This window comes from Qipengyuania aquimaris, assembly GCF_009827445.1.
GTDB lineage: Bacteria > Pseudomonadota > Alphaproteobacteria > Sphingomonadales > Sphingomonadaceae > Qipengyuania > Qipengyuania aquimaris.
Genome location: NZ_WTYI01000001.1, coordinates 821064 through 834550 on the forward strand (window position 1 = coordinate 821064; position 13487 = coordinate 834550).

The following is a 13487-nucleotide window of genomic DNA, read 5'->3' on the forward strand; positions in this document are numbered from 1 at the left end:
GCCGCCAGCAATGAGATTAGTGCTCCCGACCCTCGCCATCGGTCTTCTCGCGGCCTGTTCGCCAGAGCCAGAGGCTGCTCCCGGTATTGCCGAACAGGGCGGTATCGTGATCGAATGTGCTCTCAACGGCTCGGACGAGTTCGTTCGTCAATGTCGCCTCTCCGAGGAAATACCGGGCGCAAATGCCGAATTCGTCGTGCGCCATCCCGATGGGGGTTTCCGCCGGCTCGCCCTGTCCGAAAGCCCTGCCGGTTTCGACGTAGGTGACGGTGCCGGGGAGGCGAGCAGTGAGCGGCAGGGCGACTGGGTCGTTCTCACGATCGAGAATGACCGATATCGCTGGAAGGAGCCGGTCGGTGAATGAAGCCGTCTTGACCGTCGCACAAATGGTCGCGGCCGAGAAAGCGGCGATGGCTGCGGGTTCCAGCGAATGGGAGCTCATGCTCAAGGCCGGGCAGGGCGCCGCCCAATCGGTCCACCGCGCGGCAGGCGGAAGGCCGGTGACCGTCCTGTGCGGTCCGGGAAACAATGGCGGTGATGGATATGTGATCGCCGAGGATTTGCGGTCACGGGGATATGATGTCGACGTCATCGCACCGGTCGAACCCGCGACGGATACTGCCCAAACGGCGCGAAGCCAGTTTGGAGGCAACGTGCGCGAGGAGGGCCCGTTCGAGCATGCGATCGTGGTCGATTGCCTCTTCGGCTACGGCCTGTCACGGCAAGTCGAGGGTGTGTTCCGTGAGCTGCTTGAAGAATTATCTGCAAGTCACTGTTTTAAAATAGCAATCGATGTCCCAAGCGCGGTACGAAGCGATTGCGGTTCCACTCTCGGACCTTTGCCGCGATACGACCTGACGCTTGCACTGGGTGCGTGGAAGCAGGCGCATTTCCTGATGCCGTCCATGGCGATGATGGGCGCGAAAAAGCTGGTCGATCTTGGCTTGCCGCTCGACGACGCACATGGCGTCCTCTCCAGCCGGCCATCGCTCTCGGCACCGGCAGCGGATGCGCACAAATATACGCGGGGCCTCGTCGCCGTTGTGGCTGGCGACATGCCCGGCGCGCCGATTTTGTCCTGCGAAGCGGCGATGCGCGCGGGTGCAGGATATGTGAAGCTTTTCAGCGACCGATCACACCCGGACGCACCGGCCGACCTGGTGATCGTCGAGGACGATCTCGATGAAGCGCTGGACGACGATCGCATCGACGCTTTGCTGGTCGGACCAGGGCTGGGTCGAGGCGAAACCTCGCGCGAACGACTGGCAGCAGCTTTGACGTCAGGCAGGCAATGCGTACTCGACGCCGATGCGCTTCACCTGCTCGACGACGACATTCTGGAAGGTGTCGATCCGTCCCGCATTCTGCTGACGCCGCACGAGGGCGAATTGGCGGCATTGTGCGAATCCTTCGGAGTCGAGAAGAACGGCAAGCTCGATGGGGCACGCTCATTGTCGGCGGCGACAGGCCTGACGGTCCTGGCCAAGGGGCCGGACACGATCCTGGTGGGTCAGGGCACTACGGTGTTCTTTCCGCAAGGAAGCAGCTGGCTGTCGGTGGCCGGGTCCGGGGATGTGCTCGCTGGGATATGCGCGGCGCGCCTCGCCGGATCGCGTAGTCCTATGGAGGCGGCACAGGACGCAGTCTGGTTGCATCACGAGGCAGCGCGCCTGGCCGGTCCGGCCTTTACCGCCTTGCAGCTTGCACATTGCGTCAAACCGGCCATGGCGTCGTTCTCATGAGCGAGACAGAGGAAATCGTCCGTATTGCCGCCAAGGGCGACGGCGTCACACAGTCGGGCAGGCACATTGCGGGTGCCGTCACCGGAGACACAGTGACGCCGGATGGATCGATCGAAGCCGGTCCACATCAAGTGACGCCACCTTGCCGTCACTTCGGCAAATGTGGCGGGTGCCAGCTCCAGCACGCGGATGAAGCGGCCCTCATGCAATTCGTGACCGACCGTGTGGTCAATGCCGCGCGGGGCCAGGAGATCGAGATCGGCGAGGTCCTGCCGACCCACCTTTCACCGGCGCGCTCGCGGCGGCGTGCGACCCTCCATGCGCTCAAGGCGAGGAAGGGCGCCGTCGTCGGTTTCCGCGAAGCGCGCAGCAACCGCATCGTCGACATGCAGCAATGCGAGATCCTCGACCCGCGCCTGTTTGCGCTGGTCGCACCCCTTCGCAAGCTGGTCGCCAGCCATGCCGAACGCACACCGGTGGATGTTTCGCTGACCCTTGCCGACCAAGGCATCGATTGCTCAATCAAGGGGATCGAGGCTGACGGACTGGCAGCCACCGAAGCCCTGCTGGACTTTGCGCGGGACCATTCCCTTGCGCGTCTCTCGCTTGACCAGGGGTTCGGCCCGGAAGTTGTCTGGGAACCCGAACCCGTGACGATTTCGCTCGGCGAGGTTCCGGTCGGCCTGCCGCAAGGCGCATTCCTCCAGCCGACGACGGACGGCGAGGAGGTGTTGCTCGCCGATGCGAAGCGCTGGCTGGCAGGGGCGAGCACGGTAGCCGACCTATTCTCAGGCCTCGGGACATTCGCATTCGCTCTCGCAGGCTCGGCCAAGGTTCTTGCTGCAGAAGCGGCGCGCGACGCGCATCTCGCTTGCAATTCGGCCGCCAACAGCCGCGGCATCGCTGTGCACGCCATGCATCGAGACCTGTTCAGGAATCCATTGCAAGCGACCGAAATTTCGAAGTTTTCTTCTGTCCTTCTCGATCCGCCCCGTGCAGGGGCACGGGAACAGGTCGCGCAGATTGCCGCGAGCGAAATCGAACGGGTTGTGTATGTGAGCTGCAACCCGTCAAGCTGGGCGCGCGATGCGAAGACGCTGATCGATGCCGGGTTCAAGCTGGAAGCGTTACGTCCGGTCGGTCAGTTCCGCTGGTCGACGCACGTCGAGCTTACCAGCTACTTCACGCGCTAGGACCGCAGCGCTGCGAGCACCTGCGTCCGCAGCCATTCACGGGCGTGAGATTCGGCATAGGCGTGGCCGGCCGAACTGCAGATGGCGATACGCTCGTCGAGGCCCCAATCGGCAGCGAAAACCTGCGCTGTCCGGTCGTTTTCGGCGACGAGGAAGCGGACTTTCCCTTCGAATTGCGAAAGACCCTCGCGGAGCGGGGCGATAGGGGGATTGGTTGTCGGGCCGCTTCCGGACGCGTGCCGGATACCGCTTGCCAGTTTCTCAAGGTCGACCTTTCCGCTCAGCAGGCGCCAGATTTCCTTCGGCTTGCCGAGTTTTGCGAGATAGCGCGATCGTACAGTGGCGGCAGGCGGTAGCGTCTGCGAACTGTCAGCAATCGCCCAGGGGTTGCTCAGCACGAGACCATCGAACCCGGCACCCTCTGCCAACATGAGCGCCGAGGCACCATCGCAATTGCCGAAACCGACCACACGGTTCACCTGGGGCGAGAGCGCGCGAAAGGCCTGTAGTGCGGAGGTGATGTCCTTGCGCGACTTCTCGTATCCGCGATCTTCGCCTTCGCTATCGCCGATCCCGCGCCTGTCGAAGCGAAAGACGGGAAAACCAGCTTTGGCGACTTCGGCAGCAAGGCGTGCCTGCCATCCGAATGCCCCCGCGCGCGGCTCCTGACCGCCCGTCACGATCAGCAATCCGGTCGTGCCGGGCGCATTGTCGAGCGTTCCGCCGAGGCTCAGCCCACCGCAGTGGAAGGCAAGATGGAGGCGGCTCATGAGGCTCCAGCCTCTTTTGCGATGACAGCGGCGAGGGCTTTCGCCTGCTTTTCGTCTATGCCACCCTCGCTGCTTAGCCAGAGCGCGCGGCCTCCGATTTCCTCATGCGCGATAGTTGTGACCCCATCGCTCTGGTCCGTTTGCGTTTCGCAAAGCTGCTGCGCCATGGCAGGCGCGATCTGCCAACCCGCAATGGTACCTCCGCTTGCGCGGGCGCTATCGAGAATTTCCGAGGGGCTGCGGTGGTTGCCTGCCTCCTTCTCGGCAAGGCTCTGCGCACGTGCCATGGCGCGCAGCAGTTTTGCGGGATCGTGCGAGGCGTAATGGAAGGCGGGAACCGCGCCCGTGTCGAGCGTACAGGCCGATCTTACGAAGAGTGCGCGGCTGACACCGAAATGTTCGGTCGCTGAAGTAACTGCTGCGCGCCATGCCGACAGGGTTTGCGCGGCCTGGGGCTGGAGGCTTTCGTTCGTCCCCGGCAAGTCCGGCATGACGCTGGTTAGGCCGAGATCCTGCAAGGTGCGCATCAACAGGACGAGCTGCGCGCGCACCCGATTGGCCTCATCGAACAGCGGCGGAATTATCAGAAGGTCGGGATTGGCCTTGCGGGCAGTGGAGAGCGCCATTTCCATGCTCGTCCCGCCATCGGGAAGCGGGGCGGGCCATTCAATAAACATGGAAAAGCGCGCTCAGCCTTCGATGACCTTGGCTTCGGCAAAGGCCAGGAGAGCGCCGTAGGTCTCCAGCATTTCTCCGTCGACGTCGTCGTCTTCGATGATGATATCGAGGCGGTCTTCCATCTCGGTGAGAAGTGTTGCGACGGCCATAGAGTCGAGTTCCGGCAGGTGACCGAACAACCCGGTATCGCCGTCGAATTCGGCAACCTGCTCGGGATCGAGTGCCAGCACGTCGGACATGATGGACCGCAAGGCGGGATCGATGGCGGTGCGGCTCGGACCGGTCGGCTCGGATGTGGCGGTTTCGCCCATAGGTCTGAAAGGTTCCCCTCTTGAAGCGGAGGCCGCCTTAGCCGTGCGCCTTGCGCGGTGCAAGGCGGCCAAGCATCCGCTTGGCAAGGGCCGGCCAGGCAGCCGGTTGCCGGATGTCGAGGCAGGTAAGGTGGAAGCGAGGGCGGCACTCCTCCATCCAGTCGCGTTTGTAAGAGTCCGAACCCGTCCCGAAGTCGATCAGGTCTACGCGATCGACGTCGATTGCATATTCGAACAGCGCCGCAGTGAGGACAGTGCCTGCCGAATAAGGCTCCGCGCTCTCGAGGTGGGCGAGCTTGTGGATGGAGGCGACACCGTTTTCGACGCTCCAGAACTGCGCGGCGACGGGGTCACCGTCTACCCGAGCGATGCCGAGACGGTAGGCTCCGCGACTGTCTTCCTGCCGTGCAAATGCCTTCAGGATGTCGGCCCGCTCCTCGCGTGGTTTCCAGCTCCTGTCATAGATTGCTTCGTAATTTTCCCACTCATCTTTCTGGAATTCAGTCGAAATTTCGATATCGACCTTGGGTGCCTTGCGCTTGACTGTCGTTTTCATCCGGCCCGGACGCGCGTTCCAGTATTCGGCGAAACTGCGTCCCTGGACGTAGAGGACGTGATTCTCATCGCACTGCTCGCCATGCACAGACCAACCTGCATGCTCGAAAGCTTCGCATAGCTCTTCGTAGCACCCGTCTTCCGCCGCTAGCGGGTACAGGTCGAGGCGATGCGTTGTCTTCTTCAGGTCGTGGGCGATCTCGACGAGAATGCGCGATGTATCGCCGCCGCTGGCAAGCGGTTTCCAGGAAAATGCGAACCAGTTCGTGAGCGGCTCGAGACCTTTTTGCCCGCGCGTCAGCGGAAGGGCGACAGTCCTCTCCCCTTCGGTACCGACAGCGACCAGCGGCGCTGCGCCATGCGTTTCCAGCAGGCGGTACCATTCATATCGGTCGAAAGGTCCCGCTTCCGGGCTGCCGAGCCCTTGCAGTTTTGTAACCGTGTCGTGATAGCTGACCGTGATGACCACCGGTAACTCCCCGTCTGGATCGCTCCAGCCTGATCCCACGCCGCAACCGTTGGATCAACTCGCCGAGCTTGGCGATGCACAGTCACGCGCTCTCGTGTTGAGAGCCAAGGTGCTCACCTACGCTGACTTGCGCCAGGGTGTGGCGCTACTGGCAGGGTTGCTGGCCAGCAAATGCGAGCAGGGATCGCGGGTTGCCAGCTGGGCCGCGAAGGGAGAACTCACCTGCCTCCTGCCGCTTGCCGCTGCACGTGCGGGGATGATCCATGTACCTATCAATCCCCTGCTCAAGCATGGGCAGGTTGCGCATATCCTGCGGGACAGCGGCGCCTGCCTGCTCATGGCGACGCCTGCACGCCTCAAATCGCTGGAAGAAGGCGACATCCCGCCGAACTGCGAAGTAATCGCGGAGGACGATGTTTCCGGGCTGGCCAGCGCAGCCGGCCAGTCGCTTGGTCCTTCGGACCGCGACCCGGACGAGCTCGCTGCGATCCTGTACACCAGCGGATCCACCGGAGCGCCCAAAGGCGTAATGCTGAGCCATGCGAACCTGTGGCTGGGCGCGGTCTCGGTCGCCCACTACCTTGGCATGGAGGCGGACGATGTAACACTCGCCGTACTCCCCTTGAGTTTTGATTACGGGCAGAACCAGCTGCTCAGCACCTGGTACGCAGGCGGCTGCGTCGTGCCGCTAGATTACCTGTTCCCCAAGGACGTCGTGAAGGCCTGCGCCAAACATGCCGTGACGACCCTTGCGGCCGTGCCTCCGCTCTGGGTGCAGCTTACCGAGGTCGAATGGCCTGAAGAGGCTGTCGCATCGATGCGCCGGATGACGAACAGTGGCGGGGCATTGACCGAAGACTTGGTCGCAGACCTGCGCGCGATGTTCCCCGAAGCGCAATTGTTCCCGATGTACGGCCTGACGGAGGCGTTCCGATCGACTTATCTTGATCCCGCTCTTGTGAACACACATCCTACCTCGATGGGCAGGGCCATCCCGTTTGCGGAGATCCTCGTGATCGACGACGAGGGCGATCCCGCAAGGGCAGGGGAAGAAGGCGAACTGGTCCACTGCGGCCCTCTGGTTGCCCAAGGCTACTGGCAGGATCAGGACCGTACCGCCGAACGGTTCAAGCCGGCTCCCCCTTCTTCCAGCTATGGCGGCGTTGCCGTTTGGTCCGGCGACAGGGTTAAACGCGACCAAGATGGCCTGCTGTATTTTGTCGGACGCCGCGATGCGATGATCAAGAGCGCGGGAAACCGCATCAGCCCGCAGGAAATCGAAAGCGCGGCGCTGGCGACGGGACTGGTAGCCGAGGCGGTCGCCTTCGGTGTAGCGGACGCCAAGCTGGGCCACGCTATCCACGTGGTTTCGCGTCCCGACGGGGAAGGGGCCATCGAAGAACTGGAGAAGCAGTTGAAACGCCAGCTATCGCGGGAGTTGCCTAATTTCATGCAGCCGCACGTCTATCACTGGCGTGATACGATGCCGCTCAATCCGAACGGCAAGATTGACCGGACCGCGCTGAAAAAGGAGTTAGGGGCATGAAGCCGATCGGTCCGATACCCGAAGGTTTCGAAGCCCTGAACGGTGAACTTGCCTTTGGCGGTGTTCGCGTGTCGGAGATGGAAGCAAGGGCGGGGCGTACGCCGTTCTTCGCCTATTCCAAGTCCCTGATCTCGCAGAGGATCGCGGATCTGCGTGCATCTCTGCCCGAGCGTATCAAAGTCAATTACGCAATCAAGGCAAATAGTTACACGCCACTTCTCGAATTCATTTCGGGATTGGTCGACGGTTTGGACATCGCCTCGGGCGGCGAGCTGGAGATGCTGCAGGACCTCGGCATCGACGGTCGCCGCGTCAGCTTTGCCGGTCCGGGCAAGCGCGACGCCGAACTGGAGGCCGCGATCGCCGCGGGGGTCACACTGAACCTGGAAAGCGAGAACGAGGCCTCGCGCGCGCTGGCCATTGCGGAACGCATCGGGAAGACGCCCCGGCTCGCGGTGCGGGTCAATCCGGATTTCGAGCTCAAGGGCTCGGGCATGAAGATGGGTGGCGGTGCCAAGCCCTTCGGTGTCGATGCCGAACGCGTTCCCGCGCTCATCCGCAGGATCGTGGACGCAGGCTGCGAATGGCGGGGTCTGCATATCTTCACCGGCAGCCAGGCCCTGAGTGCGGATGCGATTATCGAGGCGCAGGCCAATATCCTCGCACTGGCCCACAGGCTGGCGCGAGAGGCCGATATCACCTTGCCCAAGCTCAATATGGGCGGTGGTTTCGGCATTCCCTACTTCCACGGGGACGAACCACTCGATCTCGATCGTGTGGGAGAAGCCTTGTCCAAACATCTGCAAAAACTTCCGGATTCATTGAAGAGTGCAGAGCTCTTCGTGGAACTTGGCCGCTATCTGGTTGGCGAAGCAGGGGTCTATGTCACCCGCATCGTCGACCGGAAGGAAAGCCACGGTCAGACTTACCTCGTGACGGACGGGGGGCTGCACCACCAATTGGCCGCATCGGGAAATTTCGGCACCGTCGTTCGGCGGAACTACCCTGTCGCCATCGCCAGCCGTTTCGACGAGGAGCCTACCGAAGAGGTGAATATCGTGGGTTGCCTGTGCACCCCGCTCGACAGGCTGGCCGACAAGGCTTTCCTCCCGCGTGCGGAAGTGGGAGACCTTGTGGCGGTGTTCTGTGCGGGCGCCTACGGAGCGAGCGCTTCTCCCAGCGCATTCCTTGGTCAGGGCCCGGCTGCAGAAGTCCTGATTTGAGACACTCTGATAATTCGTGCTAAATCCTAGCGATTCCGCGCGTTCGCGGGTCTATGACTAACGGTATGTTCACCTTTTTCGCGCAAGAAGCGGGGCGAATTTGGGATGATGCGTTTGTAGCGTTCGCTGCAGGTGCATCCACTATCAGGGATTTTCGGAATGCAATCGTCGCGATCTGCCGCTCTCGCTCTCGTCCTTGGCGCAGGCGTTTCCTTGGGCGGCTGTGCCACCACCGGTGGTGAAGAACTGCCGCCGGCAACCTTCGTGTCCGCTCAGGAAGAGCCGGGTGCAGAATACATCATCGGACCGCTCGACGAGCTGACCATCCACGTGTGGCGCAATCCGGAACTGGGTGCGGAAAACATCCAGGTGCGCCCTGATGGCCGCATTACGATCCCTCTGGTCAAGGACCTTGCTGCGGTCGGCAAGACGCCTTCGGAGCTGGAAGAAGACATCCGGGCGCAGTTGAGCCAGTATATCGAAGAACCGCTCGTGTCGGTCATCGTCAACGAGTTTGCGGGCACTTTCAGCCAGCAGATCCGCATTGTCGGCGCGACGGAGAAGCCTGCCTCGCTGCCGTATCGCGCGAATATGACCGTGCTCGACGCCATGATTTCGGTCGGCGGCCTCAGCGAATTTGCTGCGGGCAATCGCGCCAAGCTGATCCGGTTCGACAAGAACGCCGGAACGCAGCGGGAATATGCACTGCGTCTTACGGACCTGCTCAAGCGCGGCGATAGCGATGCCAACGTACTGCTCCAGCCCGGAGATGTGATCATCATACCGGAAAGCGCCTTCTAAGGCGGAGCAGGGGGCATGCAGGATATCATCGACCAGTTTCGCAGCGCGCTGCACACGATCTGGAACCGCCGCTGGATAGCGCTTGCGGTTGCCTGGGGCGTGTGCGTGCTGGGCTGGATGGCTGTGGCCCTGATCCCCAACAGCTACGAAAGCCGCGCGCGCATTTTCGTGGAACTGGAAGATGTGCTGGGTGAAGAGCTGCAGATCGCTAATGGCGGCGAGGAAGCGATCACGCGTGTTCGCCAGACCCTGACCAGCACGACCAATCTTGAGAAGATCATCCGCTCGACGCGATTGGGCGACAAGATCCAGACCGATCTCGAAATGCAGAACGCGGTTGCGGACCTGTCCGAGAATATCCGCGTCAGCCTGCAGCAGGAAAACCTGTTCGAAATCACCGCGACCATCGGGCGGAGCGGGTTTTCCGATGCTGAGAACGCCAAGCTGGCGCAGGAAGTCGTCCAGCGCATGATCGACCTGTTTCGCGAACAGAATATTGCCGACAATCGCGGCGACGTGGCGCAGACCATGATTTTTCTCGAGCAGGCCCTCGAAGAGCGCAAGGCCGAGCTCGAAGCGATCGAGGAGCGTCGCCTCGCCTTCGAAGCTGCAAATCCCGAAGCCGTTGCCGGAGCAGGTGCGAGCGCCATGCGCCTCCAGACGATGCGTAGCGAGATGCGCAATGTCGATTCGGATATCGCCGCGGCGCAAAGCTCGCTTGCCGCCATCAACGGCCAGATCGCCGGAACACCGCGTACCATCGTGACCGCAGGAGCCGGGGGCGGCCCGCAGGGCGCCTTGATCCAGGCGGAATCGCAGCTCGCAGCGATGCGCGCGCGCGGCCTGACCGACAGCCACCCTGATGTCGTGGCTCAGCTTCGGCAGGTAGAGGCACTGCGGCAGCAAGCCAGCGCAGCGCCAGCCAATTCCGGCGGCACGATCAATCCGGCCTATAGCTCGCTGGTATCAATCCGTGCCGAGCGGCAGGCCAACGTGCAGGCTCTACAGGCCCGCAAGGTTGCGCTGCAGTCCGATATCACGGCGCTGATCGCCTCGCAGGCCTCCGAACCGGCAGTTGCTGCCGAGGCGCGTCGCATCAGCCGCGATTATGAAGTCCAGAAAGAGAAGTACGACGAGCTGCTGCAAAGCAGGGAGCGTATGCGTGTGCGAGGGGATTATGAAACCAACCGCAACTCGTTCCAGTTCGACGTGATTGATCCGCCGATCCTGCCGCAGACACCTGCAGCGCCCAACCGGCCACTCCTGCTCGTGGGGGTCCTGATGGCCGGTCTTGCTATCGGAGCAGGCGTTGCTTTCATCCTCGGCTTGCTGCGCTCAAGCTTCACCACTGCCGAACGCCTCGAAAGTGCTCTGGACTTGCCCGTCATCGGGACGATTTCGCGATCCATGACCGACGCAGCTGCAAGGCACCAGAAATTGAGACTGAAGCAGTTCTTCGCCGGCAGTGGAGCGCTGGCCGCACTGTGCCTGCTGCTGCTGGTTGTCGAAATCGTGCAAGTAAGCTCGGTTGCGTGAGGAGATGAGCGTGAACAAGCCCACCAATCTATCTCCTGACGGCAAGGCCGACGCGAAGGACAAGCGCGACTCGCTCCTCGAAAGGGCAAGCGGTGCTTATGGCCTGGACAAGCTGGCACCTGCTGCCGTTCCTGTCATGCTGGACGCGAACGCGAAGAAGAAATTCGCGCCTGCGCGCAAGCCCGCACAGGAGCCATCTCCCGTGGAGCGTCTCGCTGAAAAGAGCACACAGGGCGAACCCGCAGTGGAGGGTCGCCGCCGCAGCGATGCAAGCCCGGCGGTTCAATTCTGCGGTGAGAAACATCCCGTGTCGCGTGAACTTCTCCGCGAGCAGGGTCTGATCGATCCCGACGGGGGAGCCTCGCGGCTGCTTGAGGAATTCCGGATCGTGAAACGCCAGGTCCTGGCCTCTGCACGCTCCGAAGGAACCTCCGTTGCAAGGCGAGTATTGGTTTGCTCGCCGCATCCCGACGAGGGCAAGACTTTTTGTGCGCTGAACCTGGCACTGGCCATGGCTGCAGAGCGCGACAGCGAAGTACTGTTGATCGACGCCGATTTCGGAAAGCCCAGCATCCTCTCCAAGCTTGGCCTTACCAACGATACCGGTTTCATGGACGTGCTGGCAGATCCTGCCAGCCATGTGGAAGATCACGTAATCGGCACCGATATCCCTGGCCTTTGGGTGCTGGGGGCAGGCGCCCGTACGGGACGTGACAGCGAGTACCTCGCAAGCGAGCGGACGTGGGAAGTCCTCAACCGCCTCACGCGCGGGGCGCCGAACCGGATGATCGTCTTCGACAGCCCGCCGGCTCTTGCAGCTACCCCTGCGAGCGAGCTGGCGAAGCACGTCGGCCAGGCGCTGCTGGTGGCGCGTGCGGACGTGACCGGCCAGGTCGCGCTCGAAGATGCAATCGACCTGCTTTCGGCGTGTCCCGACATCCGCCTCTTGCTGAACGATGCCACGTTCAGCCCGAGCGGCCGCAAGTTCGGTAGCTATTACGGGTACGGGGATTAAAGGCGTGGCCCGCCTCTTCGCTCTTCTTGCGACAGTGCTTGCGCTGTGTGCGGCTCCTGCGGCAGCGCAGGGCTATGGCAACGGCGAGCGTGAGGAAGAAGGCGCGAGCGCGGTCGATCGGACGCGTATCGATCCGTATATTGAAGCCTCGCAGATTTTCACTTGGCAGCTGTCGCCCGGCGACGATGTCGTGACCTACACGCAGGTTGCCGCCGGTGTCGACGCGCAGTTGCGCGGCCGGAACAGCGGGGCTGCGGTGTCCGTCCGCTACGAACGCAATTTCGCCTGGGACGACAATGCCCGCGATACGGACCGCATTACCGGCATCGCCCGTGCTTACACGGCGATTATCCCGCGCACCTTGCAGGTCGAGGCGGGTGCTCTAGCCAGTCGGACGCGCACGGCCGGAACGGGCGGCTCCGTCATCGCTCCGATCATCGGCGACGACGATACGACGACCAAGACCTATTCGCTTTATGCCGGGCCTACCCTGACCACCCGCGTCGAGGATGTGCAGATCGATGCGAATTACCGTATCGGCTATACAAGGATCGACGGTCCTGATTTCGTGACATTGCAAGGCGATGAAGTCGACCTTTTCGACGAGAGCGTTTCGCATTCCGCGATGGTTCGTGCCGCGACCTCCCCGGGAATGCCTTTTCCGGTTGGCGTGGGAGCGGGCGCAGGATTCTACCAGGAAGATATCGATAATCTCGACCAGCGGGTGAGGGATGCCTACGTGCGCGGAGACGTGACTATACCGGTTTCGCGCACGCTTGCGATTGTCGCCGGCGCTGGCGTCGAAGATGTCGAGGTCTCTTCCCGCGATGCGATACGCGATGTCGATGGCAATCCGGTTATCGGTTCGAACGGTCGCTATCTTGTCGACAAGAGCAGCCCGCGGCGGATCGCCTATGAGGCCGACGGCCTGATCTGGGACGTCGGTGTTATCTGGCGCCCCAGCAGCCGTACCCAGCTCCAGGCCACCTTCGGTCGTCGCTACGACAGCGACACCTTCTATGGCAGCTTCAACTGGCAGCCGAGCAGCAGGTCCAACGTGTCGATTGGCGTTTACGATTCTCTGCAGGGTTTCGGCGGGCGCGTGAACGATGCGCTGGCCACGCTTCCGACCGATTTCGATGTGCTGCGCGATCCCGTTTCGGGCGATATCACCGGCTGCACCAGCCCGACCGTGGGCAGCAATTGCCTTGCGGGCCTGCTCGGCTCGGTCCGTTCTTCGGTGTTCCGCGGACGCGGGGTTGTGGCGAGTTACTCGCACCGTGTGGGCCTGATGACCGCCGGCATTGCTGCCGGATACGACAATCGCAAATTCATCGCTGCGCAGGGCACCGTGCTGGCTGCGGCCAACGATGTGGTGGACGAAAGCTACTACGTCACCGCTGGGGTCAGCGGACCTATCTGGGAAGGCAGTTTCAGCGTGAACACCTTCGGCAGCTGGTTCGACAGCGGTGTTGGCGAATTCGGCGATACCTTCTCTTACGGAAGTTCCGCTTCCTACTACCAGTCGATCTGGCAGAACCTTTCTGCCCGCGCTGCGGTTTCGATTTATGCCGTTGATTCCGAACTCAGCGAGGCGGATATTCGCGCGGCAACCGCGCTTCTCGGCCTGCGCTACGATTTCTGATAA

The 13487-nt window shown here is 62.3% G+C and carries 13 protein-coding genes; 9 read left to right on the forward strand and 4 right to left on the reverse strand.

Translation table 11 applies throughout. The features are described 5' to 3' along the window. Positions 1–10 precede the first annotated feature (10 nt). Genes GRI34_RS04050 through GRI34_RS04060 form a run of 3 tightly spaced genes read left to right on the forward strand, consistent with a single transcriptional unit; the run spans position 11 to position 2935 of the window. On the forward strand, positions 11–364 hold the full coding sequence (locus tag GRI34_RS04050) for a hypothetical protein (RefSeq protein ID WP_160594842.1): 354 nt from the start codon (positions 11–13) through the stop codon (positions 362–364). Further along, complete coding sequence (locus GRI34_RS04055; protein ID WP_325065178.1) at positions 357–1742, forward strand: NAD(P)H-hydrate dehydratase; 1386 nt, start codon at positions 357–359, stop codon at positions 1740–1742. Before GRI34_RS04050 ends, GRI34_RS04055 begins: the two co-directional genes overlap by 8 nt. Next, positions 1739–2935 carry a class I SAM-dependent RNA methyltransferase gene (locus tag GRI34_RS04060; RefSeq protein WP_160594844.1) on the forward strand — a complete coding sequence of 399 codons (1197 nt, stop codon included), beginning with the start codon at positions 1739–1741 and terminating at the stop codon, positions 2933–2935. Before GRI34_RS04055 ends, GRI34_RS04060 begins: the two co-directional genes overlap by 4 nt. Here GRI34_RS04060 and GRI34_RS04065 read toward each other — a convergent pair. Genes GRI34_RS04065 through GRI34_RS04080 form a run of 4 tightly spaced genes read right to left on the reverse strand, consistent with a single transcriptional unit; the run spans position 2932 to position 5718 of the window. Next, entirely contained in the window at positions 2932–3705 is a 774-nt protein-coding gene (locus GRI34_RS04065; protein WP_160594845.1) for a hydrolase 1, exosortase A system-associated, read from the reverse strand. The genes GRI34_RS04060 and GRI34_RS04065 overlap by 4 nt on opposite strands. Further along, entirely contained in the window at positions 3702–4382 is a 681-nt protein-coding gene (locus tag GRI34_RS04070; RefSeq protein WP_160594846.1) for an alpha/beta hydrolase family protein, read from the reverse strand. Before GRI34_RS04070 ends, GRI34_RS04065 begins: the two co-directional genes overlap by 4 nt. A 12-nt stretch (positions 4383–4394) precedes the next feature. Continuing rightward, the gene (locus GRI34_RS04075) at positions 4395–4694 is read right to left on the reverse strand and encodes a phosphopantetheine-binding protein (protein ID WP_160594847.1); all 300 of its coding nucleotides are present in this window, start codon (positions 4692–4694) and stop codon (positions 4395–4397) included. Positions 4695–4731: 37 nt separating this feature from the next. Beyond that, positions 4732–5718 (reverse strand): GNAT family N-acetyltransferase, encoded by a 987-nt coding sequence (locus GRI34_RS04080; RefSeq protein WP_325065179.1) that lies wholly within the window; start codon positions 5716–5718, stop codon positions 4732–4734. On the opposite strand from GRI34_RS04080, the gene GRI34_RS04085 reads away from it, so the two are divergent. The 6 genes from GRI34_RS04085 (at position 5711) to GRI34_RS04110 (ending at position 13484) form a co-directional block, all read left to right on the forward strand. Then, entirely contained in the window at positions 5711–7264 is a 1554-nt protein-coding gene (locus tag GRI34_RS04085) for an acyl-CoA ligase (AMP-forming), exosortase A system-associated (RefSeq protein ID WP_160594848.1), read from the forward strand. The genes GRI34_RS04080 and GRI34_RS04085 overlap by 8 nt on opposite strands. Continuing rightward, positions 7261–8487, forward strand: a complete 1227-nt coding sequence (locus GRI34_RS04090) for a pyridoxal-dependent decarboxylase, exosortase A system-associated (protein ID WP_160594849.1) — start codon at positions 7261–7263, stop codon at positions 8485–8487. The genes GRI34_RS04085 and GRI34_RS04090 overlap by 4 nt, the downstream gene beginning before the upstream one ends. Before the next feature lie 159 nt (positions 8488–8646). Continuing rightward, entirely contained in the window at positions 8647–9288 is a 642-nt protein-coding gene (locus GRI34_RS04095; RefSeq protein ID WP_090479425.1) for an XrtA/PEP-CTERM system exopolysaccharide export protein, read from the forward strand. A gap of 15 nt (positions 9289–9303) precedes the next feature. Further along, entirely contained in the window at positions 9304–10824 is a 1521-nt protein-coding gene (locus GRI34_RS04100) for an XrtA system polysaccharide chain length determinant (protein ID WP_160594850.1), read from the forward strand. A gap of 4 nt (positions 10825–10828) precedes the next feature. Continuing rightward, positions 10829–11839: a P-loop NTPase family protein gene (locus GRI34_RS04105; RefSeq protein ID WP_160594851.1), complete on the forward strand. Its 1011-nt coding sequence runs from the start codon at positions 10829–10831 to the stop codon at positions 11837–11839. Between the two features lie 4 nt (positions 11840–11843). Beyond that, positions 11844–13484 carry a preprotein translocase subunit YajC gene (locus tag GRI34_RS04110; protein ID WP_325065180.1) on the forward strand — a complete coding sequence of 547 codons (1641 nt, stop codon included), beginning with the start codon at positions 11844–11846 and terminating at the stop codon, positions 13482–13484. The last annotated feature ends 3 nt before the right edge of the window (positions 13485–13487 follow it).